Consider the following 24057-nt stretch of genomic DNA (forward strand, 5'->3'; position numbering starts at 1 on the left):
CTTCAGGCGCTGAGGCGCATGGTTGGCGCGGCAGGCTTGGCGGCGAGCAAGTGGGCGGCCATGAAATCAACAAACGCCCGCAGCTTCGGCGAGCGATACGGGTTGGCCGGCCACACCGCGCGAAAGGTGCCGGTGTGTTCGGTGTACTCGCCCAAGACCTGCACCAGCGTCCCGGCAGCGAGTTGCTGACGACAGGCGAAATCTGGAATGCAGACTATGCCGAGGCCAGCTTCGGCCAAGGCAATCAGCGGTTCAACCGTGCTGGACGTGGTCGCCACCGGAACCACCACATCCTCGCTGTCGACCGGCGCAATCAACGGCCAACGCTCCAGTTTTCCGTTGGTGGGAAAACGATGATGCAGGCAGCTGTGATCAATCAGATCCGCCGGTTTCAACGGCGTACCCGCGCGTTTCAGGTAAGCCGGTGAGGCCACCAGTTTCAGGTGATAGTTGCCCAGGCTACGAGCGATGAGCCGCGAATCTGAAGCATCCCCTGTGCGCACCACCACATCAAAACCATCATTGATGATGTCGACCAGATTGTCGGAAAAATGCAGGTCCAGTTCGATCTCCGGATACGCCTGCATAAACGCAGTCAGCGTCGGTGTCATCAACATCCCGGCCAGCGGCAAACTCACGCGCAGACGACCATGCGGCGCCGATCGAGTCAGCGCGAGGCCTGCTTCCATGGCTTCCATCTCGTCGAAAATCCGTCGACAGCCGTCGAGAAATTGCAGGCCTTCTTCGGTCAATTGAATGCTGCGCGTGCTGCGATGAAACAGGCGCACACCCAAACGTTGTTCCAGCCGCGCAATCGCCTTGCCGACCGCCGAGGCCGACAGGCTCAGTTGATTGCCGGCCTCGGTGAAGCTACGGGTTTCAGCCGCGCGGGAGAAGATCTTCAGCGAACTGAGGTTGTCGAGGTTATGCATGCGGAAACGCTCCGGGTCGGGCAGCCCACATCGCTGTAGGCTGCCGGGGGATTTACTGGGCGTAGAGTTCAACCAGTTGGCTGTTGAACGCGGTGACAAAGGCGTGTTCATCCGGCCCGGCATTGGCGCGCAGAGGCTTGGCCCGTTCGACGAGGATTTCGACAGCGTCGGTGCCCAGCGCGGCGATCGTTTCGGCGATGAACTCGTCCAGCGGCATGGCCAGTTCCGCTTCCGAGCTGTCCATCAGTTCGGTGCGCACCCATGGCGGCGCGATTTCCAGCACGTTGACCGAGGTGTCGCGCAGCATGAAGCGTTGCGACAGGGCGTAAGAATGCAGGGCCGCTTTTGTTGCCGAATACACGGCGGTCAAGGCCATCGGCACAAATCCCAACACCGAAGAGGTGTAGGCCACGTAGGCGTTATCGGCTTGCTTGAGATGCTCGATCAGCGCCGAGGTCAGGCGAATCGGCCCCATCAGGTTGGTGGTGATGGTCGACACCAGCAATTCATCGTCAATAACGCTGGCGGCGCTGTCGGGCAGCATGATCCCGGCATTGTTGATCAGCACATTGAGCTGCGGAAAGTCGCGGATCAGTTGCTCGGCGACCTTGGCGATGCTCGCCGGGTCGGTGATGTCCAGCTCGACCGCGTGCATGCCCGGATTAGCGGCGACGACTGCGGCGAGATGGGCCTGGCGGCGGCCGGAAATGATCACCTGGTTGCCCAGTTTGTGCAGCGCTTCAGCCAGACCACGGCCAATGCCTGAACCGCCGCCAGTGATGAAGATAGTGTTTTCAGTCAGTTTCATGATGAGTGCTCGCAAAGGGAATGAAAGAGGATTACTTGGCAGCGCGAATAATCAGTTCGGCGACCGCGTCGGGTTGGGAAATCATCGAGCAGTGACCGGCATCGACGAAGGTGCTGATGGCGCCAATCTTTTTCGCCAACAGTTCTTGCAGCGCCGGTGGAATCGCGTTGTCGAGGGTGCCGACCAAATACCAGCTCGGCTTGTTGCGCCAAGCGGCGCGGGTGAGCGGGGCGGTCAGGGCGGCGGCGGAAGTCGGGCGCTGATGGCTGAACAGCTGATGCTTTTCGGCGTCGCTGACGTCTTGTGCAAAGCCTTGGTAGACGCCGTTGTAGGTCAGGCTCAGGTTGCCGGCGTCGTCGCCACGGATCTCTGCGCTCATCAGCGAAGGCTCGACCCGTTCGGTCAGGCCCAACGCCGATTCACCGATGTCCGGGGTGAAAGCGTTGATGTAGACGAGACCGGCAACGTTGCGGTGTTCACCTGCCTCGCTGATGACTGCGCCGCCGTACGAATGGCCGACCAGCAGCGCTGGGCCGGGGCTGGCGGCGATGACTTCGGCGACGGCGGCGGCATCGGCGGCCAGCGAGGTCAGGGGTAGTTCGACGGTGCTGCTGCTCAGGCCGGCGGCGGTCAGTTCAGCGCGGACCTTGTGCCAGGACGTGCTGTCGGCCCAGGCGCCGTGGACGAGGATGACGTGTTGGATGCTGCTCATGCTTGATCTCCTGTGTCAGCAGCGGGCGGGTTGCCCGTGCGGTGACTTCAGGAACAATGCTATGCGTGAGCAGGGCGGCGGATGGGCCGTAAAACCGACGTTTCCGGCCAAAGCCGTTTGGCCGCAAATGCAGGTTGGCGATTCACACGGGCAGCGATTCTTCCAGCGGTTCGACGGCGCTGCGCAGCGATTGCGGCGATTGCCCGAAAGCACGCAGAAACGCCCGGCGCATGCGGTCGCGGTCGCCGAAGCCGGTTTCCGTGGCGATGTTGTCGAGCGAGTGCCGACCCTGTTCCACCAACAGCCGAGCGCTTTCCAGACGCAGGTTTTCGATGGCTTTGGCCGGTGAGGTGCCGGTTTCGGTGCGGAACACCCGGCTGAACTGGCGCGGGCTCAGGCACGCGGCGTTGGCCAGATCTTCGCTGCGCAGGTCTTTGCGCAGGTTGCGCCGGGCATAGTCGAGGGCTTGCTGGACGCGGTTGGACGTCGGGTTGAGCGCGACCAGTTGCGAGTGCTGCGACTGCCCGCCGGCGCGGCGGTGATAGAGCACCAGACTCTGCGCGACGCTACGGGCGAGGGCGGCGCCGTGGTCCTTTTCGACCATGCCGAGCGTCAAATCGAGCGCGGCGGTCATGCCGGCGGAGGTCCAGATTTTGCCGTCGACGATAAAAATCCGGTCTTCATCGACGGTGATCTGCGGAAAGTCGCGGCGCAACTCCGCCGCACGCCGCCAGTGCACGGTCGCCCGCCGACCACTGAGCAAACCGGCTTCGGCCAGGGCAAACGCGCCGACACACAGCGCCCCAACCCGACGCGCACGCGGTTCGACTTCGCGCAAAAACGCGACAACGCCCGCCGGCGTCGATGAGCGATCCATCGCGCCCGCCACCAGAATCGTGTCGTACACGGCATTGCTGAACGGTTCGGTGTGCACCGAGGCAAACAGCGAACTGGCGACAGGCCCGCCATGTTCGGACAACACATGAATGTCGTAGAGCGGCTCGCCAGCACTGCGGTTGGCAAACTCGAAGGCAGACAACGCGGCCAGGCTCATCACCTGGAAATCCTCGCGTATCACTAAGGCCACTTTCTGCACGGTGCAACACTCCTCAACGATCGGATGACAGCGGTGATTGCGGACAACCAGTCCGCAAAGAACGGCCCCGCAGGCCGTTTTTCCCTGCCGACGGTTTGCCTACAGTGCGCTTCATCCCGCACCCCGTACAAGCCGAAACGGCTTAGATGAGCGATGCAGGCAAACCTTCTTCCTTCAAGCGAGTCACGATCATGTCCTCACTGTTTTCGGCAATCCATCTTGGGCCTTACACCTTGTCTCACCGCGTTGTCATGGCGCCGCTGACGCGCATGCGTTCCGAAGCGGGCGATCGCCCCGGTGAACTGATGCAAACCTATTATTCGCAACGCGCTTCGCTGGGCGGCTTTATCGTCTCCGAAGCCACCGTGGTGTCGCCGACTGGCAACGGTTATCTGGGTTCGCCGGGCCTGTACAACGACGAACAGATCCCCGGCTGGAAAGCCATCACCGAAGCCGTGCACGCCAAGGGCGGGACGATTTTTCTGCAACTGTTCCATGCCGGCCGACAATCGCATCAGGACATGCAGCCCAACGGCGGGTTGCCCGTCGCACCTTCCGAAGTGGCTTATAACGGCGTGGCTTACACCGCCGACGGTTGGGTCACCAGCAGCCCGCATCGCGCTTTGACGGAGACCGAAATCAAGGCATTGGTCGAAGACTTTCGCAGCGCCTCTGCACGGGCACTGCAAGCCGGGTTCGACGGCGTGGAAATTCATGGCGCCAACGGTTATCTGATCGACCAGTTCCTGCAGGACGGCAGCAATCAGCGCACCGATGGCTACGGTGGCAGCATCGAAAACCGCGCGCGGTTTTTACTGGAGATCACCGAAGCTGCGATTTCCGTGTGGGGCAGTCAGCGAGTGGCGGTGCGCGTGGGGCCGAGCGGCACCTTCGGCGACATGAAGGACAGCGATCCAAAGGCCTTGTTTACCTACGTGGTGCAAAGGCTGGATAGCCTCGACCTGGCTTATCTGCACTTGATCGAACCGCGCGTACTGGGCAACGTCATCGATGACAGCAAGGACCAGGCTCCGGTCGCGTCGCAGCTGATGCGCCAGCACTATCGCGGGTTGATTATTGCAGCGGGTGGTTTTACCGCGCAGTCAGCAGAGGCGATCCTGCAAGCCGGGGACGCCGATATGGTGGCGTTTGGTCGGGACTTTATTGCTAACCCGGATTTGCCTGAGCGTTTGCGTCGTGAGTGGCCGCTCAATGACTACGACCGCGACACCTTCTACGGCGGTACTGCGCGCGGCTACACGGACTATCCGACTTTTGTGCCAGAACGGGCCAAGGGCGTTACCGCTGAGGCTTAAGCAATGAGAGCGTGGGCATGCTGTCGTCGAGAGGGCATGCCCACCGTTTCAGGATGAAAACTGTCGAATACCGTGGCGATTGCCGCAGCGTTGATCGCTTGCGGCAGTTGCCCCTCACTCACACAAGTGCTCAATCGATAATCCTGAAGGGCCAGTCACAGGCCCTTCAGGCACGGCGCCATTCCGCGCGCTGGCGACTTGGTCTCAGCCCTGCGCTTCATCCTTCAAATCATCCAGCGCGTCGATGATTGCCTCATCGCTGTCCGCCATCGCTTCTTGCATGTCTTTGGTGATGGTGGTCTGGATGGTCATGACTTTTTCAGCCAGATCGCGACCTTTTTTCGAGGTCAGGATGATCGCCATGGCCTGCTCGGGATGCTGGTTGGCGCGAATCATCAGGTCGAGTTCGTCGTTGTCGAAGTGGTCGGCGTAGATCTCGACGACCTTGTCCTTCAAGTCTTCGGGATCGATGTTTTCGCGCACGACGTTGCGAATCTGCTCGCGCTCAAGCATCGGGTAGCGCGAGGCGTAAGCGGTGGAGACCATCTCGACCATGCTGCCATATTGCTTGGTCATGCCACTGGCCTCGACCAGTTCCTGCGCCTTGTCCTTACTGCCACCACAGCCGGCCAGCGCCGTTGCCAGCAACACGGCCAGGGTGATTTTTTTCATGCTCATGAGCATTGGTCCTTGAAAGATTTTGAAGTGCAGAAGGCTTAGCGGCGACTCAGCGCGTAGGCGCCGGCGATGATCACCAGTACGACACCGCCGATGAATGCGCCGAGCGCCGGGAACATCGCCGCTGGCCACATCAGGCCCCGGCCGAGGTTGTAGAAGAAGCCTGCGTGGGAGTAGATGGAGCTGAACAGCCAGGAGTAGAGCGCGTAGATCAAGCCGATGACCAGATAACCGGAGATTATCTTTCCTTTGAGCGACATGACGTCTTCCTTGTGCGGGGGTGAAGCTGGGGATGGATTTTGAGTAACATACTATTTCAGTAGTGGCACATCAATGGCATTGCTGCACTCATCCGCTCAGCTTCACTCACACAAGCACTTGATAAACCGGTTGTTCCTGTCTGCAAAAGCCTCGCTGTCAGCGCTTCGCCAGATTGTCTTGCTGCTTCCAGGCCTGCTGCAAGAACTCGTTGATCAACGTTGCAACCTGCTGCTGGATAACCCCCCGAGGACGCGCAGCCTCGCCATCTCCACAAATGATTCCATCGCCAGGCACGTCTTCTTCAAGCAGTGCCACGGCACCCGGTTTGCACATGGCCAAAAAGGTGAAATGGCTGGCATCGCGGATCTCGACATACTGCGTTGACGCCTGTGGCAGGCGTTTGGCGAGGTCGGCTGACTCCAGTTGCGCAGGCAGGTCTTGCGATGGCGCACCGGCAGCGATCACCAGCGCCGGCACCGGCAGCGCTGCCAGGCTTTCACTGGTCATCCCGCGCGAAAAACCGAGGTCAAGGGAAACCACGGCGGTGACGCGTTTGTCGCGCAAGTCGCTGGCCAATTGAGTTTTCAGTGCGGGCGTGCTGGCCGGATTGATCTTGTCGTAATTGATGCAACTGGCCAGTTGCGGATGAACCTTGCAGTCACGCGCAAACAGCTCCGGATCGAACCGCGCACCGGCGATTTCAATGGCCGTCCAGCCACCGAGCGAATGGCCCACCACAGCAATCTGGCGCGGTGCGACGGCGCCAAACTTCTGCGGCTGCGAGGTCACCGCCGCAATCGCCCGGCTCAGGTCGCCCGGCCGCTGCCACAACTGCTCGGCAGCTTGCGGGGTACGGTCATGGGTGGTGGTGCCGGGGTGGTTGACCGCCGCGACGATGTAACCCTGCTGGGCCAACGCACTCGCCAGCCAGCCCTGATTGCTCCAGTTGCCCCGATAACCGTGGGAAAGCACCACCAGTGGATGCTCGCCTGCGGTGGGCGGCGCGTCGCGCACGGCGGCATTGCCGACAAACACCACGTCATCGGCGATCAATTGGGGTGTGACAGTGGTTTTACCCGGATACCAGACGACCATCTCCAGCGCACGCTCATTGTGCGGGTCGAGGGTCGAGGACTGGAAACCGATAGCGTTGACGTCAGCGAGCGCGCTGGTGGTCAGGCAGGTTAGAAGCAGGGCACCGAGAGCTGGTTTCAATGAGTGGATCTTCCATGATTGGGGGGAGGGGTTAGCAATTTGCAACCCGCTGGCAGTGTGCAACACAGTTTGCACACTGCGCTGTAGCTTGCTTACGTTGCCAGCGATAGATAAATCGCCAGCGCTCCCAGCAGGCAAGCCACCAGCGTCGGTGCATAGTGGATGGCTCGCGCCTTTGTGGTTCGCGACGAACTATCGATAGCTTCCAGTGACGACAGCCGCTGTTCAACGGCGCGAAGCAGAGTTTTCTGCTCAATATTAACCTGCTGCAGCAGACTGATCGTTGCAGATTGCTGCGTTAGTGCAGCCTCCGCCGTCTTGGTGCGGTCGGTCAATAGGTGCATCTGCCTGGCCAAGTCAGCACGCTCAGCTTCCAGAACATCCACACGGCCGGCAAGTACGCGATTGCAATTGTCGAGCGCTGGCAGTTGCTGTGAGAAGGCCCCCGTCTTCAGCGCCAGTTCAGTTATCCGTGCATCATCAAGGGTTCGATGCTGTGCGAGTCGACCTGTCTGATCGGTAAGAACTTTAACGTTGCCTTCCAGTTCCTGGGTGCGCGAAGTTGCCGATTGTTGACTTTGCTCATGCCTGGTCAACTGCGCATTGACAAACTGTTCATGGATTTCTTTTTCTTCGCGCCATGCTTCACAGTCAATCATGCGCAGTTCCAGACTATCGACCATGTCTTGCTGTTGTAACTGGTCGCAGACCTGCTGCTGCAATTGGTCAAGGAAAGCTTTGACCACGGCTCTCTGATTGCCATCGAGGGTTTTTGTATCTGCCGTGACCATCGCGATTTTGTTGACCAGTGCCTCATTGAATCCCTGCAGCACCTGGTTTTTCTGGGTCATGACCTTCAACATGACTTGCAGCACTTTCTGGGTGACCACGAGACTGGCGCCCAGTCCCTGAACCAGAATGGCAAGCTCTTTATCGGTGTTACCTGACAACCCCGAGGTGAGCTGGCCCCACCAGTTCCGGCTCTCCAGACTGTTCATTAGTGAGCTAGCCTGGTCTTTGACTTCTAAACTCTGGCGTGATGCCCGTTCTATGTCCAGAACCGCCTCTTCAAGGGCTCGCGTGAAGTCCCTGATCTCTTGGTGGTTGGCGGCTGTCAGGATACCGTCGGCACGTCGCATTACAGCAGGAAGCCTGGCGGGGGTGTTATGCATGTTCATAGGCGTGCTTCTCGAATCAGGAGCGGATAATACGGAGAGTGAGAGGGTCGATCGCGGCAATGGGCTCATGAATCGACAACGTGCGGGTATAAGTTTCCATCTGTCCCAGAACCATCAGCTCTGACTCGATGTAGCCACCCAGATCGCCAAACAGCGCCAGTTCGTTTTCTGCGACGATGATGAGTTGCTCACACGCTGCGCGCTCAGCGTTCAGCACCTCCACTTGCCCGTCCTGGAAGGCGATGACTGCGTTGATAATGCGGGTCATGAAACCTTGCAGGGCATGAGCTGAAATGCCGAAACCCACGGCAGCGACGGCTGCTGAGATGTAAGGCGCGAATGGGGCCAAGGCGCCACCTGTCTGTGCTACCAGCCATTTTTCCAGCATCAGGTCGAGCGAATCCCATATCACCAATGATCCGCTAATGATGACGGTTTCACTGATTTTGCGGACGAGCTCCTCACGGGGCATCGTCTGCGCCCCTTTGTAGAGCTGCCAGCTGTTGTTGGCCAAATCGAAAAGGTTGCGCGCCAGGTTGTAGATCTGGCCGATGGTCTTGGACAGGGCGTTGACGATGAACTCGGCAATACCACGCAAGAGCTGTAGCGGGTTTTCCAATACATTGCGCAATACTGCGAGGATCTTCTTCAACATCCGATCTACGCGCACCTTGATCTTGGCGACGCCTCCACTCAACACGTCTACCAGTTCATCTTTGATGGCTTTGATTGCAGTCGTCGTCAGTCGCTCGAAGATGTCATAACCAACATTCTTGAAAGCCTCGCCGGCTGCACCGGCCGCTAGAGAAATGGTCGCCCCCGATGTGTCTTTGATCTTCTTCGCTTCTTGGTTGCTGCGGGTGCCCTGTTCAGTCGCCAGCTCCTCCTTTCTGTTCCTAAGCCTGCCGTCGGACAATGCCGGCTCTCGTTTGGCATCTTCGTCCGCAGAAGAATTTTTCTCGCTCTTGCTCACGTCCTTGAACTGAGCAAAGTTCTCCCTGATCAGATGGGCTTCCAATGCGGCGGCGGTCTCTTTGGATTCCATATTGATGAACCGGACGGTACAACCGGTTTCCATCACATCGGCGAGTTTGTAAGGCTCTGCTCCAGGTTTCTGCCCCTGCTTGTATTCGTTGAAATGGCCGGCATTCCAGCGCGATTGCATGTTCTCGCTGTCGCCCACATACACAGGCTTATCGTATTTATCGAAGACAACATAGACGCCGGGGGCGTTGGGCATTTTCTGCTTGAAATCATCCGGTCGTTGGCCATTCTCGATCGTGAACTTGCCATCGAACTTCAAGGTTGCCAGCGATGAAATGCCATGCGTCAGGCTCTTCTGAATCATCTCTTTCCACGCCTGGCCGCGGTTTGCGACCTGCATGACGGACTGGGCCGAAGTCGCTTTCAAAGCTTCTTTAGCCTCGGCACTGAAATCGGTGTGGTTGGCGTTCGGAGTGGCGTTGCGTTTGTTGCGGTAGCCTGCCACCAACTTGCGGGTCACGTTATCGATAGCGCGATCAACAATCAGGTTGGCCATGGGTGGCAAGGTCGCCAAGACTGCATCCTGAGGATTCGGGGGCAATATCGTGCTGGAAGGTGCTTGAAGTTCGCTGGCCACGCATTCTGTCCTTGTTAGTGAGGCGTTTTGTTTGATGTTTCACAAGAGAAGTGGAGCCAAATCGCGTGGTGGCAATTAGATGGCTAATACGTGGATGGTGACCGGATACGCCAGGCGCGACAAGCCCCATAAGCAACAGAGACTTCAGGAACGAACGCCCTGAACGAGCGGAACGGTGCCGGGCGCAACCGGGCGCGGGAGGACTTGATAGCAGAGCAAACGCTAGCGATATCAGCAAACGCCGGGATGAGCAGTGCTGAACAGATGGCGGCGGAGGTTAATCACGCTCTGCCGCAAGTGCCCCTGAATATCACTCCACGCACAGTTTCGGGGTAATAAGGATTTCCCCGGAAGCGTTGGCGCTACTTGTCCCATCGACCTTGTGCGCAGGATCTTTACGACCGCTCCATTCGACGGGATACGGCCCGGTCGCGGCCAGTATCGTTTGCATGCGAGTCATGAAATCAGCGTCGCTTCGGGCGTAGAAAACCCACTCTCGACGTTGCTCACCGGTCACGGTGCACACCCACTTCGCCAGGCCGTTTTCCGTTGCGGCCGACGTTAGCAAAGCTTCCATTTCATTCATGCGCACCAGATCGCGAGGTCGCGGCAGGAACTTCCGGGAAGTGTAGTTCCAGCGGACTTTCATCTTGAACGGCAACGCTTGCTGCTCCGCCGCAGAAATTGTGTTGGCAGTGTGGAAGTTCATGGGGCCTGGGATATCCAGGTAGTCGGAATCCTGTAGAGGGTCCTCGCTCGGCTCGACAAGACGTGCTTGTGTATAAAGACCAGGACCAGTGCCAAGAATGGCCTTGAGTGCCGCATCTCTTTCGTCATTACGGTCAACCACACAGTCCTCGTAAGCCGCACTCTGGCTTGGGTCTTCATCCAGGCACGGGTCGCGTTCGACCGGTGGCGGTGGATGGGCGCATCCCGTGTTGAGCAGAACTGTTGATGCCAACAGCAGTAGCAGCGGCAAAGTGCGATTAAGGGTGTTTTGGTTGTTGGATTTAATGCGATTCAAAAACGTGCCTTCCTTGGGGGGCGGGGAATAGTTTGGCGACGAGAGGCGTGCCGGAAATGCCTGATTAATGCCGCTTATCAAATCAGCGACTTTTTGAAATCACGCTACTCATGTATTGATTCAAGTCGCGAAAGTCTTCAACGCTCCAGGCGTGCGGCGCTATTTTTACGCCGTTCTCGCGCAGGGTCCTCGGAATCAAGTCGCCATTGGGGCGAAGGATGATCGAGGAGACGATGACCCCCGGATAATCATTCAGGCGTTTCTTGAAGGCGGTTGTTGTCAGGTCAGGTGCCGGCGGCTGGCTTTTATTTGCCAAGGGGCCTGTTGCCTTGATATCGGCTCCGTGGCACATCGCACATCGCTGCACAAAAAGACTCTTGCCATTGGCGTTATCGGCAACGGACAAAGATGTTTGAACAACCGACAGAATTCCAAGCGCCGCGATAAGCAGTACTTTCATTTTTTCACGTGTCCTTGTGGCGGACCGGACTATCCGGTCCGCATTTTACGATCAGCTCTGGCAGAAGCGGATGCGGTTACCGAAGGGGTCGTACACTTCCAGGACCTTGCCCCAGTCCTGTTGCACAACACTCGGACGTCCGTATCCGTAGCGCTTGTTCAATAATTCTTCGCCGAACGATTCGATGTTATGCATCGGCACAAACACCGTCGAGCCTGGACTTGCATCGCCATGATGTTCGGAAAGATGCAGTTGCAGGCCATTGCGGCTGATCCCCAGGTAGAGCGGTAGATCCGCTTCGAACCGGTGTTCGAATTCGACACTGAAACCGAGAAAGTCGAGGTAGAACTCGCGGGTTTTGGTTTCGTCGAAAATTCGCAGGATCGGAATGGCTTTGTCGAAGGTGATTGCGGATTCGGGTTTTGCCGCAGGCAGCATTGCCGATGCGGTGTTCCAGTCCTTGTAGCCCAATTGCTGCGCGACTGTTTCCAGTGCTGCGCAATGGGTCATCGCTTGATCGCTCGACGCCAGCGCGGCGCGCAGCCGTTTGGCCATCTGCTTGGCTTGTTCGATTGAAAGCATCGTATCTCCTGTGGTCGAGATATTCTGGTGCTCGCGTTGCCAAACCTCGACTTCAAGAAATGCGCAGGGATTTGGGGAAAAGAAGCAATGCTTTCACCTTTCCTTTCGGAAGCGAGCGGCAGGCAGCATCAGCCTGCGCCGATGATACACAGCGGCCCAACACAACGAAAGCCGTCCCCACGCCCCTGTAGGAGCTGCGGCACGCTGCGATCTTTTGATCTTTAAATGCAAAATCAAAAGATCGCAGCGTGCCGCAGCTCCTACAAAGCGTTTGCAAAACCAGACCGGGACGTGCCTTCACTCACCACAGGCGCGCTTCAGCTTCATCGAATTTATCGGCGACTTTCAAAAAAGTATCTGCCCATCCGCTGCTGAGACTGAGCTCTTGAAGCGGTCCAGTAGGAGCGAAAAGCACGGCGATGTGAAGCTTGTCGGGTAGCGCGCCAGCTCTGAGCGAATCAAGCAGCAACTCCAGTTCGGTTTTTGCCGCATCCTCATCCGCCCATGAAGACCAGCTGAAATCATTGTCAGGAAGCGATACCAACTCGATCGAGGCTTCCAGTACCTGAATGAGTAGTTCGCGGGGACTGCTGTGTTGTGGGAGGCCCTGGATCAGCTGTTTTGTGATGTCTGTTTTCATAATGCTTCCATGGAAAACGCTTGTCCAAACCGCTGACTGTCGAACTTCCCTGGGCGCCAGAGGCCGAGAAAAGTCGCATAGATAACACTCTCGATTTCACATCGCAAAGGGTTGTTCATCCAAGTCACAGCCAGTTGAGTAGCCGTCTGAAGGAACTACTCGAAGAAGTGTCAGAGCAAACTCCACGAAACCCCAACATAAACCCCCATCCCTTCACCCGGCGTCGACCGCGCAGCATCCAGGCCTTTGTCGTCATAGCCCGGCGTGACCGTCGCCGCGTAGTGCTTGTTGGTCAAATTACGCATGTCCACCCAGCCTTGCCAGTCGCCCTTCGGCGCGTTGTAGCCTAGCGTTGCACCGAACAGCGCGTAAGGATCGGCGTAGTAACTGTCTGCGTAATCCACTGCAACTTTGGAAACCAACTGGGTATTCACCGCTGCGAAGAAACCCTGCGGCCAGTCATAACGTAATTCGCCCTGGTAGTAGTGCATCGGCAACCCCGGCAAGCGGTTATCGCCGAAGCGCTCATCGTCGCGATAGTGGAAATCGCTGAACGTATACGCCTGGCGCAAGCTCAACTGTCGGCCATCGGCAGCCGACCAGAGTTGGCTGTTCAGGCTGGCTTCGACACCTTGGTGCACGGTCGGGCTGGCATTCAACTCATACGGCGTGACGGCATTGGCATCCGGCAGCACCGACAGCAGCTCATGCCGCACTTGCGCGTAATACCACGCCAGACTCCATTCGCCGACGACACTGTCACCGCGCCCACCGAGTTCCAGTGTGGTCGCTGTCTGGTTTTGCAGTTTGACCGGATCTTTTTGCGTGCCGGTTGCCGCGCCGTTGCCGGCCGGGAAGCGCACGTTGGAGCTGTAGATCAGCGACCACGGGTGCGGTGCTTCGACCGAGCGGCTGAGGTTGCCGAACACTTGCAGGTCTGGCGTGATCTGGTAGCGCAGGCCGAGGCGCGGGGCGTAGTCCCAATCGTTCATGCTGGTTTTGCCGCCGCTATGCGGGTAGGTCACGTCACTTTCGCGGCGGGTGTAGATGGCGGCGAGGCCGGTGGTCAGCCAGAGGTCGTCGGCGATTTCCAGGTCGTTGCCCAAGTGCAGGACGGTGTCCGAACCCTGATAGGTGAAGTTGCGCATGTGCGTGCCCGGCGCGTAGCCGGCGGTGTTGCCGGTGGGGATGCGCACCATTTCGCTGGCGCCGTCGTTGGGCAAATGTTTGGTCACGCGCAGGCCGACATTACTGCGGCTTTCCATGCCAAAAATTGTGTCGCGGCGTTTGTAGTCGAAGGTGCCGCTGACGTCGGTGTAGGCGACTTTCAGGCGGTTCGGGCCTTCGCGCAGGTCCATCGGGTAATCGTGATAGACCAGGCCGGTCTGGATGCTCGAATCGTCGTCGATGTAGAACGTGGTCTTGTTACCGATGAAGGTGCTGCCGGGCTGTTTGCGGCTGTCGTCGCGCGACACGTAGGAAGGGTTGGCGGCGCGAGGATCATGTTCGATGGAATGCTTGGTCACGCGGCCGGCGAGGTCGTTGTCGGTTTCGCGGTAACGGATGTAGAAGCGTGTTTCCAGATTCGGGTTGAAGCGGTAACCGAAGTTGGCAATCAGGCCTTTGCTTTCGCTGGCGGTGTGATCCTGATAACCGTCGGCGTTGGCATCGGTCAGCGACACGTAGTAATCGAAGTCGCCCAGCACTTGTCCGGAACTCACCTGGCGCTGCTGATAACCGTGGCTGCCGGTGGCGTAGCGCACTTGCAGTTTCGGAGCGTTGTAGCCGGTGTGGCTGACGTAATCGATGGCGCCGCCGAGTGCCAGCGAGCCACGGTCAAAGCCATTGGCGCCGCGCAACACTTCAACGTGATCGACCCACAATGGTTCGAGCAATTCATAGGGCGTGCCGCCGGGGCCGGTCAACGGCAGGCCATCGAGCATCGTGTACAGCCCCGAGGCATGGGCGCCCGGCGCACGGTTGATGCCGGAACCACGCACGGAAATCTTCACCCCCTCGTTACCCGCCGACTGCGCGTAAACACCCGGTTGATAGGCCAGCACGTCCTGATTGCTCGCCACGCGGCCCTGCAAAGGCTGGCGCATATCGACGACGTTGGTGGCGCCTGGCACCTGATCGAGCCGGGTCTTGGCTTCTTCGATGCTGGCGTCTGCACCGCCGCGCTCGTCGGCCGAAATCAGCACTTGCCCCAGTTCCATTCCTTGAGTCTCGGCCATCGCCGGGCAGGCAAGGGCCAGGCCCAGCAGGGCAGTGGGCAGGGATTTGGGCGACGGCATCGAGAAACTCCAGCGAACAAGGGGCGGACAATGAACAGTGCGACGTAACAAAGAACGAAGGAAACACATGGCGATTTGGCTTTTTGCCCGTTAATGGCAAACCGCAAGTCGTGGGCTAACCTCACGTGTCTGGTTTGCCGCGTCAATAAACGCTTTGTTTCCGCATTCATTCGTGAGGGCTCGGTCATGGCAAAAGACAAAAAGAAGGCCGTCAAGGCGCCTGAAAGTCCGAAGTTGAAAAACAAGGATTACCTTGAGCAGTTGCGCAAGCTGCACGTTGAGCTGGTCAAGTTGCAGGAGTGGGTGATCGCCAAGGGCGTCAAGGTCTGCATCGTCTTCGAAGGGCGTGATGGCGCGGGCAAGGGCGGGACGATCAAGGCGCTGACCGAACGCGTCAGCCCTCGGATCTTTCGCGTGGTGGCGCTGCCGGCACCGACGGACCGGGAAAAAACCCAGATGCACGTTCAGCGCTACCTGCCTCATTTGCCGGCGGGAGGTGAAGTGGTGATCTTCGACCGCAGTTGGTACAACCGCGCCGGCGTCGAGCGGGTGATGGGCTTTTGCACCGAGGATCAGGCTGACAAATTCCTCAAGTCGATCCCGTGGGTCGAACATGCCATCGTCCAGTCGGGGGTGATCCTGCTCAAGTATTGGCTCGAAGTCAGCCCCGAAGAGCAGACCCGTCGACTTGAAGCGCGGATCAACGACGGCCGCAAGACCTGGAAGCTGACGCCGATGGATCTCAAGTCCTACAGCCGCTGGTACGACTACTCACGGGCGCGGGACGAGATGTTCAAACACACCGACACCGAGCATGCGCCGTGGCTGGTGGCGGACTCGAACGACAAGCGCCGGGCACGGCTGAACATCATCACTGACGTGCTCAGCCGCATTCCGTATGAGGATGTGAAACGCGAGAAGATCGAACTGCCCAAACGGCAGAAACCGGGTAAATACCGCGAGCCGGATTACCCCTATCAACGCGTCGCGCAAAAATTCTGATCCACCAGAACCGCAGGCGCCAAGCTTGCTTGCGAAGGCGCAGTGTCAGCCAACATTTTCGGCACAGACATTACGCTATCGCGAGCAGGCTCACTCCTACAGGTTTCAATCAATCTTGCTGAGTGCGACCTTCCAGAATGTTGAATGCATCGTCCAGCGGCGCGTAGCCGACGATCGCTTTGGTCTGGTCAATGGCAAGGCGCTTGTAGCGGTTGTTCGAGACGCCATGGACCACGTGGTATCCGCTCAGCTCGGCTTCAACGCAGTTGCGCAGTAACGCCACGACATCCCTGACACTGATAAACGCAGCGACGTCCCTGTGGCTGTGAACTTCACCCGGATGGAATTCGTTGACGTTGGCAATGCGCACGGCGATGGTCGTCATCTCACCGTCGTTGGCATACAACGACGCCAACGCTTCCCCGAACGCTTTGCCCACCCCATAAAGATTGCCGGGTCTCGGCGCCATGCATTCGTGAACTTGCACATCCTTCGGATAGCCTTCAATCGCCTGGGCGCTGCTGGCAAAGATAAAGCGCTTGCAGCCCTGCGTCTTCGCGGCGAGCAGCATGTTGTAGGTGCCCACCATATTCACCGGCAGGACAGAGGTCATGAAGTCCGCGTCGGGATTCGGATCCGCCGCGAGGTGAATCACCGTGTCTACGCCTTCACAGGCCGCAAGGCAGCCGGGCAGGTCGGTGATATCGAGAGTGCAGCTTTCCAGCGAATCCGGAAAACGACTGGCGTCGACATCGGCCAAACGCAAGTCCAGTTCATCGCCATAGGCCATCCAGAAAGCGTTGCCGATCTTGCCCGCAGCACCGGTGACCAGGATTTTTCGCGTACTCATTTCCGTGTGTCCTCAGGGTGAGATTCCATTCTGGCCGCTCGGCCAATCCGATGAATATCATCCCCGGATGTTTCACATCAAGGTCTTTGCCGATTCCCGGCAATACCTTGATCAGCCGTGCACGCAGCCCGCAAATAGAAAGCGGCACCTTCATAAAATTCACTGTTTTCGACGCTCAGCGCTTTTGCACACCGTCCGTCAGACACGCGCTGGAACCCATTGAACATACGTTCTTGCCGCTCTGACAGATAAGTCTGAGCAGACGAAATTTCCCCGTCGTCTGGCTAACGGGAGAACACCATGAAAGCAATCGTTTACAACGGCCCGCGTGATGTCAGCGTGCAGAATGTCGCGGATGCCAGAATCGAAAAACCTACCGACGTTCTGGTGCGAATCACCACGACCAATATCTGTGGTTCGGATCTGCACATGTATGAAGGGCGCACCTCGATGGAGACCGGCCGGGTGTTTGGCCACGAGAATCTCGGTGAGGTGATCGAAGTCGGCGCTGGCGTTGATCGGGTCAAGGTCGGTGACCGGGTATGTCTGCCTTTCAACATCGGGTGCGGCTTCTGCGAGAACTGCGAAAAAGGCCTGACCGGTTTTTGCCTGACCGCCAACCCCGGCAGCGCGGGCGCCGCGTATGGTTTCGCCGACATGGGGCCTTATCAGGGCGGCCAGGCTGAATTGCTGCGCGTGCCGTATGCCGACTTCAATTGTCTGGTGCTGCCCGAAGACGCCGAGGAACGCGAGGACGATTACGTCATGCTCTCGGACATCTTCCCGACAGGCTGGCACGCGACTGAACTGGCCGGTCTGCTGCCAGGTGAGAGCATTGCCATTTATGGCGCCGGGCCGGTTGGCTTGATGGCGGCGCACTCGGCGATGATCAAGGGCGCGTCGCAGGTCTTTGTCGTCGACAATCATCCTGACCGTTTGAAACTGGCCGCGCAGTTGGGCGCGACACCGATCAATTCGCTGGAGCAGGAGGCGGTGGATCAGATACTGAATCTGACCCACGGCAAAGGCACCGACCGTGGTTGCGAGTGCGTCGGTTATCAGTGCTGCGATCGCCACGGCCACGAAGCCAATCACCTGACCATGAACAACCTTGTCGCCTCCACCAAAGCTACCGGCGGTATCGGTGTGGTCGGCGTGTTTGTGCCGCAGGATCCGGGCGCTGAAAACGAGCTGGCCAAGCAAGGCAAGATGGCCTTCGATTTCGGCTCGTTCTGGTTCAAGGGCCAGCAGATCCGCACTGGTCAAGCCAACGTCAAACACTACAACCGTCGCCTCGCCGAGCTCATCCATCACGGCCGGGCCAACCCTGCGCAGATCATCTCGCATCGCCTGAAACTGGCCGAAGGGCCGGACGCCTACAAGCATTTCGATGCGCGTGATAACGGCTGGACAAAAGTCGTGCTCAAACCAGCCGCTTGAGTCGTTTGCCAGCGCCGGCGGCACTCCCGCCGGCGCGTTTCTCCAGCGCTTTGCGCAAGCCATACCCATAAGAACAGTCGCTAATCCGTGATTCCATTGCCGAGTGGAGATACCTTTCATGAACGACCTTCCAGCCGTCAGCAGGGCAGTCAGGCCATTGCCGTTCGAGCCTTCTTTTGAGCAGATCCCCGATGACGAAGCGCAGACCAGCGAGGAGTTGGCCAAGGCCCTGCATTCCATTATGGAAACCACCTTCAAGGACAACGGTCACGCGACGCGTAGCGTTCATGCCAAAGCCCATGGCTTGCTGCGCGGGCGGATCACGGAAATGTCTGCGCGTTTTCGCGGTGAGCATAACGGTTGCCCGATTCACGAGCCCCGTTAGGGTCGGGGACGAATCGGCGCTCCACCCGTCGATTGTCCTGAACCACTGCCATCCGGCGACTTTCTACCGGGGGAGTCCTCAAGGAGTAGTCCCTATGTTCGATCAGCGAAAGCAGACAAAACTGGCGGCATGGCGCGAACTGGCGACGCAGTCGCACAAACACCTGGACCCGGAGGAGCAGTACGACGAATTGCTCAAGGCTGCCGATGAAATGGAGGAGCAAGGGCTGATCACCAGCGCCGAATGGCGGCAACTGGTGCGCGATGCGGGGAGTGTGTTCACCGGCGATAACGGGTGAACCCATTGATCACTGTGATCGGAGAAAAATCCCATGTTCAATATCTGTTCATCGGTGCCGACGAGGTGCAGCGTTCGTTCGGGTTTTATCAAGCGATCCGCTGACTTTTACATCGCCTGCCTGCGCGATCCGGTGGGCAACAAAATCGCGGTATTTTTCAGCGGGTGAGTGCCTGCATGGACACGATCGATTCCGCGCTGATGGCGGCCCGTGCACAGTTCGCGATCACGATCAGTTTCCATATCGTGCTGGCGGCGTTGACCATTGGCCTGGCGAATTTCCTCATGGTGCTGGAAGCCTTGTGGCTGAAGACCGGGCGCAAGGTCTATCTGGATGTCTATCGCTACTGGCTGAAGGTGTTTGCCCTGAATATAGCGGTGGGCACCGCCTCGGGACTGATTCTGGAGTACCAGTTCGGTCTGAACTGGTCGCGATTGGCGGTGCAGGCCGGCGATGTGCTTGGCCCGTTAATGTTTTATGAGGTGTTGGCGGCGTTTTTCCTCGAGGCCGGGTTTCTCGGGATCATGCTCTTTGGCAGGAAGAAAGTCGGGCCACGCCTGCACTTTTTTGCAACGTGCGCGGTGGCCACAGGTTCGCTCATCAGCGCGTTCTGGATTCTCTCGGCCAACTCCTGGATGCACACGCCCGCCGGTTTTTCGATTGCTGCTGACGGTCGTTTCATCGCCGAAAACTGGTGGGCAATCATTTTCAATCCGTCGTTTCCTTATCGACTGGCGCACATGACCATCGCTGCATTGCTCGGCAGCGCCGTTTTTGTCGGCGGTATCAGCGCCTGGCAATTGCTCAAGGCTTCGGACAATCCGCGAGCGCGTCTGCAATTCTCGATGGCGCTCTGGGTGATCGTTGTGTTGACGCCGCTGCAGATTCTGGTTGGCGATCTGCATGGCCTGCACACGCTTGAGGTCCAGCCGCAAAAGGTCGCGGCCATCGAGGGCTCATGGACGCGGCCAGCGCCAGGGGCGGGTGAACCATTGCGGCTGTTTGCCTGGCCGGACATGAGCGAGCAGCGTAACCACTGGGAGTTGGCGATTCCACGGATCGGCTCGTTGTACTTGCGCCATGACCTGAGCAGCACGATTGCGGCGCTGGATGAGTTTCCGCGCGCTGACATCCCGCCGGTGGCACCGGTGTTTTTCGCCTTCCGCCTGATGGTCGGGCTGGCAATCCTGATGCTGGTACAAGGCCTTGTCAGCTTGCGCCTGCGCTGGCGACAGCGCCTGTACACGTCACGCGGCTGGCTATGGAGCAACGTATTGCTGGCCCCGGCGGGTTTTCTGGCGATGCTCAGCGGATGGGTCGTTACCGAGGTCGGTCGTCAGCCGTTTACCGTCTATGGCCTGCTGCGCACGGCGGACAGCCTGTCGTCGGTGTCACGGGCGCAAGTAATGGGGGCGACCTGGCTGATCCTGCTGTTTTACTTGCTGATCTTCGGCATCGGCCTGTGGGTATTGTTGCGTCTGCTGCGTGAGCCGCCGCACGAGGATGAGCCTGGGCCACAGCCAACCCTGGCAGATGAAACGGGCCATTCTTGAGGAACTTCAGCAATGGACATCGACTGGATTACCTTGCTGTGTGCCGGTGCCCTGGCGTTCTCGGTAATGAATTACGTATTGCTCGACGGCACCGATCTGGGCGTCGGCGTGCTGATGGGCATGACCCGCGACCCCAAGGAGCGCCGCGCGATGGCGGTGACGATCGTGCCGATCTGGGATGCCAACGAGACGTGGCTGGTGCTCGGCGGCGGTGGGCTGATGGCGTTGTTTCCGTTGGCGTATGCCGTGCTGCTGCCAGCGGTGTATTGGCCTTTTATCCTGATGTTCCTGGCGTTGATTGTCCGCGCGGTTGCCCTGGAGTTTCGTGATCACGCCCCCGGCGAAGCCAGCAAACGCGCGGTCGATGGCTTGTTGCTGTGTGGATCGCTGGTCACCGGCGTGACGCAGGGCATAGTGCTCGGCACGCTGGTGCAGGGTGTTGCGCATCAGGGCGGGCAATACAGCGGTAATGGCAGCGAATGGCTCAGCCCGTTCCCGTTGTTCAGCGGAGTGGTGCTGGTTATCGGCTACACCTGGCTCGGCGCATGTTGGCTGCACTGGCGTTGCGTCGGGCAATTGCAACTGCGCTCGGCATGGCAAGCGCGAGGACTGGCGGTGGCGACCGTGCTGTTGCTGATTGTGCTGGTCGCCTGGACGGCGACGCTACAGCCGCAATATGCGCAGCGGCTCAGCGATCCACGCGTGTGGATGTCGGCGGGCGTCGTGCTTGCGGTGTTGTTGACGGTATTTGCCTTGGGGTTTGGCACACGTCAGCATTTCGTGCCGCTGTTCGCCGCACTCGGCGTGTTCGTGTTGGCTTTTGCCCTGATGCTGGTGGCGCTTTACCCGTTGATTGTCCCACCGGATCTGACCTTGCAGGCGGCAACGTCAAGCCCCAAAAGCCAGTTGTTCATGCTGATCGGTTTCGCCGTACTGATCCCGGTGACGCTGATTTACAACACCTATGGTTTTCGCGTTTTCAGTGGCAAGGTTCGAGTAAGCGGGCAGGCGTGACGGGCCAATCGGCTCAGGTCACGCGACCTTTCTTGTGCTTGGGCTGCGCGCTTCTCGAGCTTTCCAGCAACTGTGCGAACGCGGCCTTGTCGATCGGTCGGCTCATGAAGTAACCCTGCACCTCGTTGCATTGATCCTTGCCGAGAATGTCCAGTTGTTCTTCGGTTTCGACGCCTTCGGCGGTGACGGTCAGGCCCATGGCTTTGCCCAGCCCGATAATGGCTTGTACCACCGCGCGGTCGTTGCTGCCGCTGCTGATCGAGGCGATGAAGCGCTTGTCGATCTTGATGCCGTCGAACGGATAAGCGCGCAGATAGCCGAGGGACGAATAGCCCGTGCCGAAGTCATCCATGTTCAGGCGCACGCCGAGCTCCTTGAGGGCGTTCATGGTGGCCAGCGCACCGTCGGTGTCATTGAGCATGACGTTTTCGGTGATTTCCAGCTCCAGGCGGCTGGCCGGGAAACGTGTTTGCACCAGCACTTCGCGAACATCCTCGACCACGTCGCTGACGGCAAACTGTGCGGGCGACAGGTTCACCGAAAGCAGGATATCCGCCGGCCAGGTCAACGCGGTTTCGCAAGCCTCACGCAGCACCCAACGACCCAGCGGAACGATCAGGTCAGTCTGCTCAGCGAGCGGAATGAACACGTCCGGTGCTAGCAAACCCTGAATCGGATGCTGCCAGCGCACCAGCGCTTCGACGGATACGATGTGCTTGCCATCAACCTTGTAGCGTGGCTGGTAATGCAGGACGAACTCGTTGTGCGTGAGCGCATGGCGCAGGTCATCTTCGAGTTGCCGACGGGTCTGGATCTGATCGCTCATGTGCGCTTCGAAATAGCACCAAGTGTTCTTGCCTTCGGATTTGGCCTTGTACAGCGCGATGTCGGCGTAGCGGATCAGATCGCTGGCGACATAACCGTGGCGGCGGCTGAGGGCGATGCCGATGCTGGCGCCGACGTGCAACGGATGCTGCTCGAACAGCACCGGTTGATGCAGGCTGCCGATCAGCCGCGTGCAGAACTTGTCGATTTCGTTGTGGCTGTCCATGCCATTGAGCACCACCACGAACTCGTCGCCGCCCAGACGCGCGACGATGTCGTGTTCGCGGGTGCACTCGCGCAGGCGTGCAGCGACTTCTTGCAGCACTGCGTCGCCGGCGGGATGGCCGAGGGAATCGTTGATCGGCTTGAAGTTGTCCAGGTCGATCATCAGCAGCGACAGCGCCGGCGCGTGTTCCTTGAGTAGCAGGGCTTCGTCGAGATAACGCGCGAGTTTGTTGCGATTGGGCAGGCCGGTCAGGGCGTCGTGCATCGACAGGTGCTGGATCTGGGCGTGGGCGGCGACCTCGTCGGTGATGTCGCTGGCGGTACCGCGATAACCGATCACCGCGTCCTTGTCGTAGATCGGCCGGGCCGACAAGCGGCAGTGACGTTGCTGGCCCGATTGATCGCGGTAGGTACAGCGCAGATCGCTGGCATTGGCTTCTTCGGTCAGTTTGCGCAGCCACAGTTGCAGCGGCGTGGTGTCGCAAAACAGCAACTGACCAATGTCTTGCCCGAGCCACAGGGTTTGCGGGTAACCGGTCACTTCGCTAAAGCGCGCCGACAGATACGTCAACGCCAAATCGCGGTCGACTTCCCAGATCCAGTCCGAGGCCGCTTCCGCAACGGCGCGAAATCGTTCTTCACTGGCTTCCAGACCACGGTTGACCGACTCCAGCGCGATGTTGGAGGCCTGCATCACGGCGAAGCTTTTATCGACGTATTGCGAGGAGCGCAGGGCATGCCGAAAAAAGTAGGTCGTCAACAGCATCAGCACCAACATCGTTGCGCCAAGGGTCGGCAACAACGACCACAACAGTTGCTGCCCCGGGCGTTCCTGGTCAGCAATGAGGCTGAAACCGGTGCTGTCCAGCGCCACCCGTGGCTGGTCTGGCGCGATGCTTTCATCGGGGGCGAGGGTCAGGTTGCGCAGGCCATAGCCGCTGCCGATCGCACGCAATTTGGTCGGGGTCAGTTTGTCGACGAACACCAGCACCGAGGTTTTCTGCGGATCGCCCAACGGTCGTTCATCGTTGGGCAGGATCGCCGCCGCCGAAACCAGCGCTGGCCAGCCTTCGAACAAGGCGTAAACGCTGACGGGTTTGCTCTGGTCGGCCAGCCCGTGCACCTGATCCACCAGCGCGGCGGCCGGAAGTTGCAAGTACGCAGCGATGTCCGCATCGACTAATTGGCCACGCACCACCGCGTAGCGCGTGCGTTCGCGGTCAAGCACGAACACGCCGTCATAGCCGTCGCTGGTGAACAGGGTTTTGCCGATATTCTGCTCGGTGTACGCCCAGTTTGTGTCGACCGGATCGCCGAGATGCTCATAGGCGGTGGTCCAATAAGCGTAGCTGCTGAGGTAGTTTTTCGAGGCGGTGATGCGGTTTTCCAGGGCGCGGGCCGAGTAAAACCGGGTTTCTTCGATTTCTTCACGGTCGAGGCGGTTGGCAATGCCGAGCAGAGCGATGGTGGCCGCGATGACCCCGGTGACGAACAACGCGCCGACGGCAAAGGCCAGGCGCCGGGTGACGGCACCTTGCCGGGGTGGAAGGGGCGCCGCATAGCTGGAAATGTCCATGTGCTCGTCCTTGATCCGCTGTCTGTTGAATCTAGAACCATGGCGTGGGTGCAATGTTCCGATTCTTCT

Annotated in this window: 23 protein-coding genes and 1 pseudogene; 8 read left to right on the forward strand and 16 right to left on the reverse strand. The window is 59.0% G+C overall.

Going from position 1 to position 24057, the window contains the following annotated elements; genetic code table 11:
* Positions 1 to 2: 2 nt before the first annotated feature.
* The 4 genes from QOL84_RS04175 to QOL84_RS04190 form a co-directional block, all read right to left on the reverse strand.
* Positions 3 to 932, reverse strand: coding sequence for a LysR family transcriptional regulator (locus QOL84_RS04175; protein WP_129394189.1), 930 nt, complete (start codon positions 930 to 932; stop codon positions 3 to 5).
* Between the two features lie 52 nt (positions 933 to 984).
* A complete protein-coding gene (locus tag QOL84_RS04180; protein ID WP_283436297.1) occupies positions 985 to 1740 on the reverse strand; it encodes an SDR family oxidoreductase in 756 nt (251 codons plus the stop codon).
* 31 nt (positions 1741 to 1771) lie between these two features.
* The gene (locus QOL84_RS04185) at positions 1772 to 2452 is read right to left on the reverse strand and encodes an alpha/beta hydrolase (RefSeq protein WP_129394187.1); all 681 of its coding nucleotides are present in this window, start codon (positions 2450 to 2452) and stop codon (positions 1772 to 1774) included.
* Positions 2453 to 2594: 142 nt separating this feature from the next.
* Positions 2595 to 3548, reverse strand: coding sequence for a GlxA family transcriptional regulator (locus QOL84_RS04190; RefSeq protein ID WP_283436298.1), 954 nt, complete (start codon positions 3546 to 3548; stop codon positions 2595 to 2597).
* Positions 3549 to 3739: 191 nt separating this feature from the next.
* Between QOL84_RS04190 and QOL84_RS04195 the strand changes: the two genes are divergently transcribed.
* On the forward strand, positions 3740 to 4864 hold the full coding sequence (locus QOL84_RS04195; RefSeq protein ID WP_283436299.1) for an alkene reductase: 1125 nt from the start codon (positions 3740 to 3742) through the stop codon (positions 4862 to 4864).
* A 204-nt stretch (positions 4865 to 5068) separates the two neighbouring features.
* Here the strand turns inward: QOL84_RS04195 and QOL84_RS04200 are convergent, their stop codons facing one another.
* The 10 genes from QOL84_RS04200 to QOL84_RS04245 all read right to left on the reverse strand — a co-directional run bounded on the left by QOL84_RS04200 (position 5069) and on the right by QOL84_RS04245 (position 14820).
* On the reverse strand, positions 5069 to 5542 hold the full coding sequence (locus tag QOL84_RS04200) for a DUF2059 domain-containing protein (RefSeq protein ID WP_283436300.1): 474 nt from the start codon (positions 5540 to 5542) through the stop codon (positions 5069 to 5071).
* A 38-nt stretch (positions 5543 to 5580) separates the two neighbouring features.
* Positions 5581 to 5802: a hypothetical protein gene (locus QOL84_RS04205; protein ID WP_064390312.1), complete on the reverse strand. Its 222-nt coding sequence runs from the start codon at positions 5800 to 5802 to the stop codon at positions 5581 to 5583.
* Positions 5803 to 5959: 157 nt separating this feature from the next.
* Positions 5960 to 7018: an alpha/beta hydrolase family protein gene (locus QOL84_RS04210; protein WP_283436301.1), complete on the reverse strand. Its 1059-nt coding sequence runs from the start codon at positions 7016 to 7018 to the stop codon at positions 5960 to 5962.
* A 92-nt stretch (positions 7019 to 7110) separates the two neighbouring features.
* Positions 7111 to 8196, reverse strand: a complete 1086-nt coding sequence (locus QOL84_RS04215; RefSeq protein ID WP_283436302.1) for a hypothetical protein — start codon at positions 8194 to 8196, stop codon at positions 7111 to 7113.
* Between the two features lie 16 nt (positions 8197 to 8212).
* On the reverse strand, positions 8213 to 9817 hold the full coding sequence (locus QOL84_RS04220) for a GIY-YIG nuclease family protein (protein WP_283436303.1): 1605 nt from the start codon (positions 9815 to 9817) through the stop codon (positions 8213 to 8215).
* Positions 9818 to 10127: 310 nt separating this feature from the next.
* Entirely contained in the window at positions 10128 to 10841 is a 714-nt protein-coding gene (locus tag QOL84_RS04225) for a DUF695 domain-containing protein (RefSeq protein ID WP_283436304.1), read from the reverse strand.
* Between the two features lie 82 nt (positions 10842 to 10923).
* On the reverse strand, positions 10924 to 11301 hold the full coding sequence (locus QOL84_RS04230; RefSeq protein WP_283436305.1) for a c-type cytochrome: 378 nt from the start codon (positions 11299 to 11301) through the stop codon (positions 10924 to 10926).
* 51 nt (positions 11302 to 11352) lie between these two features.
* Positions 11353 to 11883, reverse strand: a complete 531-nt coding sequence (locus QOL84_RS04235) for a glyoxalase superfamily protein (RefSeq protein ID WP_283436306.1) — start codon at positions 11881 to 11883, stop codon at positions 11353 to 11355.
* A gap of 301 nt (positions 11884 to 12184) precedes the next feature.
* Positions 12185 to 12523 carry a hypothetical protein gene (locus QOL84_RS04240; RefSeq protein ID WP_283436307.1) on the reverse strand — a complete coding sequence of 113 codons (339 nt, stop codon included), beginning with the start codon at positions 12521 to 12523 and terminating at the stop codon, positions 12185 to 12187.
* A gap of 170 nt (positions 12524 to 12693) precedes the next feature.
* Positions 12694 to 14820 (reverse strand): TonB-dependent receptor family protein, encoded by a 2127-nt coding sequence (locus tag QOL84_RS04245; RefSeq protein WP_283436308.1) that lies wholly within the window; start codon positions 14818 to 14820, stop codon positions 12694 to 12696.
* A gap of 186 nt (positions 14821 to 15006) precedes the next feature.
* On the opposite strand from QOL84_RS04245, the gene ppk2 reads away from it, so the two are divergent.
* Positions 15007 to 15822 carry a polyphosphate kinase 2 gene (gene ppk2, locus QOL84_RS04250; protein WP_283436309.1) on the forward strand — a complete coding sequence of 272 codons (816 nt, stop codon included), beginning with the start codon at positions 15007 to 15009 and terminating at the stop codon, positions 15820 to 15822.
* 109 nt (positions 15823 to 15931) lie between these two features.
* Here ppk2 and QOL84_RS04255 read toward each other — a convergent pair whose 3' ends face one another.
* Positions 15932 to 16672: an NAD-dependent epimerase/dehydratase family protein gene (locus QOL84_RS04255; protein ID WP_283436310.1), complete on the reverse strand. Its 741-nt coding sequence runs from the start codon at positions 16670 to 16672 to the stop codon at positions 15932 to 15934.
* A gap of 300 nt (positions 16673 to 16972) precedes the next feature.
* On the opposite strand from QOL84_RS04255, the gene QOL84_RS04260 reads away from it, so the two are divergent.
* From QOL84_RS04260 to cydB, 6 genes and pseudogenes are all read left to right on the forward strand, one after another.
* The gene (locus QOL84_RS04260; RefSeq protein WP_283436311.1) at positions 16973 to 18112 is read left to right on the forward strand and encodes a glutathione-independent formaldehyde dehydrogenase; all 1140 of its coding nucleotides are present in this window, start codon (positions 16973 to 16975) and stop codon (positions 18110 to 18112) included.
* 118 nt (positions 18113 to 18230) lie between these two features.
* Positions 18231 to 18434, forward strand: a pseudogene (locus QOL84_RS04265) (catalase); the annotation flags it as partial.
* Positions 18435 to 18591: 157 nt separating this feature from the next.
* Positions 18592 to 18795 carry a hypothetical protein gene (locus QOL84_RS04270; RefSeq protein ID WP_283436312.1) on the forward strand — a complete coding sequence of 68 codons (204 nt, stop codon included), beginning with the start codon at positions 18592 to 18594 and terminating at the stop codon, positions 18793 to 18795.
* Positions 18796 to 18828: 33 nt separating this feature from the next.
* Positions 18829 to 18963 carry a hypothetical protein gene (locus QOL84_RS04275; protein WP_283436313.1) on the forward strand — a complete coding sequence of 45 codons (135 nt, stop codon included), beginning with the start codon at positions 18829 to 18831 and terminating at the stop codon, positions 18961 to 18963.
* A gap of 8 nt (positions 18964 to 18971) precedes the next feature.
* Positions 18972 to 20348: a cytochrome ubiquinol oxidase subunit I gene (locus QOL84_RS04280; protein WP_283436314.1), complete on the forward strand. Its 1377-nt coding sequence runs from the start codon at positions 18972 to 18974 to the stop codon at positions 20346 to 20348.
* A gap of 12 nt (positions 20349 to 20360) precedes the next feature.
* A complete protein-coding gene (gene cydB, locus QOL84_RS04285) occupies positions 20361 to 21362 on the forward strand; it encodes a cytochrome d ubiquinol oxidase subunit II (protein ID WP_283436315.1) in 1002 nt (333 codons plus the stop codon).
* A 13-nt stretch (positions 21363 to 21375) separates the two neighbouring features.
* On the opposite strand, the gene QOL84_RS04290 is transcribed toward cydB, so the two are convergent.
* Positions 21376 to 23988 carry a bifunctional diguanylate cyclase/phosphodiesterase gene (locus QOL84_RS04290; RefSeq protein ID WP_283436316.1) on the reverse strand — a complete coding sequence of 871 codons (2613 nt, stop codon included), beginning with the start codon at positions 23986 to 23988 and terminating at the stop codon, positions 21376 to 21378.
* Between the last annotated feature and the right edge of the window lie 69 nt (positions 23989 to 24057).

This window comes from Pseudomonas helmanticensis (assembly GCF_900182985.1).
GTDB lineage: Bacteria > Pseudomonadota > Gammaproteobacteria > Pseudomonadales > Pseudomonadaceae > Aquipseudomonas > Aquipseudomonas helmanticensis.

Coding starts and splice junctions, on each gene's coding strand:
- QOL84_RS04255 (WP_283436310.1), bottom strand. CDS start 16,672: ATGAGTACGCGAAAAATCCTGGTCACCGGTGCTGCGGGCAAGATCGGC.
- QOL84_RS04195 (WP_283436299.1), top strand. CDS start 3,740: ATGTCCTCACTGTTTTCGGCAATCCATCTTGGGCCTTACACCTTGTCT.
- QOL84_RS04290 (WP_283436316.1), bottom strand. CDS start 23,988: ATGGACATTTCCAGCTATGCGGCGCCCCTTCCACCCCGGCAAGGTGCC.
- QOL84_RS04270 (WP_283436312.1), top strand. CDS start 18,592: ATGTTCGATCAGCGAAAGCAGACAAAACTGGCGGCATGGCGCGAACTG.
- QOL84_RS04235 (WP_283436306.1), bottom strand. CDS start 11,883: ATGCTTTCAATCGAACAAGCCAAGCAGATGGCCAAACGGCTGCGCGCC.
- cydB (WP_283436315.1), top strand. CDS start 20,361: ATGGACATCGACTGGATTACCTTGCTGTGTGCCGGTGCCCTGGCGTTC.
- QOL84_RS04200 (WP_283436300.1), bottom strand. CDS start 5,542: ATGAGCATGAAAAAAATCACCCTGGCCGTGTTGCTGGCAACGGCGCTG.
- QOL84_RS04205 (WP_064390312.1), bottom strand. CDS start 5,802: ATGTCGCTCAAAGGAAAGATAATCTCCGGTTATCTGGTCATCGGCTTG.
- QOL84_RS04275 (WP_283436313.1), top strand. CDS start 18,829: ATGTTCAATATCTGTTCATCGGTGCCGACGAGGTGCAGCGTTCGTTCG.
- QOL84_RS04215 (WP_283436302.1), bottom strand. CDS start 8,196: ATGAACATGCATAACACCCCCGCCAGGCTTCCTGCTGTAATGCGACGT.
- QOL84_RS04260 (WP_283436311.1), top strand. CDS start 16,973: ATGAAAGCAATCGTTTACAACGGCCCGCGTGATGTCAGCGTGCAGAAT.
- ppk2 (WP_283436309.1), top strand. CDS start 15,007: ATGGCAAAAGACAAAAAGAAGGCCGTCAAGGCGCCTGAAAGTCCGAAG.
- QOL84_RS04280 (WP_283436314.1), top strand. CDS start 18,972: ATGGACACGATCGATTCCGCGCTGATGGCGGCCCGTGCACAGTTCGCG.
- QOL84_RS04180 (WP_283436297.1), bottom strand. CDS start 1,740: ATGAAACTGACTGAAAACACTATCTTCATCACTGGCGGCGGTTCAGGC.
- QOL84_RS04230 (WP_283436305.1), bottom strand. CDS start 11,301: ATGAAAGTACTGCTTATCGCGGCGCTTGGAATTCTGTCGGTTGTTCAA.
- QOL84_RS04185 (WP_129394187.1), bottom strand. CDS start 2,452: ATGAGCAGCATCCAACACGTCATCCTCGTCCACGGCGCCTGGGCCGAC.
- QOL84_RS04240 (WP_283436307.1), bottom strand. CDS start 12,523: ATGAAAACAGACATCACAAAACAGCTGATCCAGGGCCTCCCACAACAC.
- QOL84_RS04245 (WP_283436308.1), bottom strand. CDS start 14,820: ATGCCGTCGCCCAAATCCCTGCCCACTGCCCTGCTGGGCCTGGCCCTT.
- QOL84_RS04175 (WP_129394189.1), bottom strand. CDS start 932: ATGCATAACCTCGACAACCTCAGTTCGCTGAAGATCTTCTCCCGCGCG.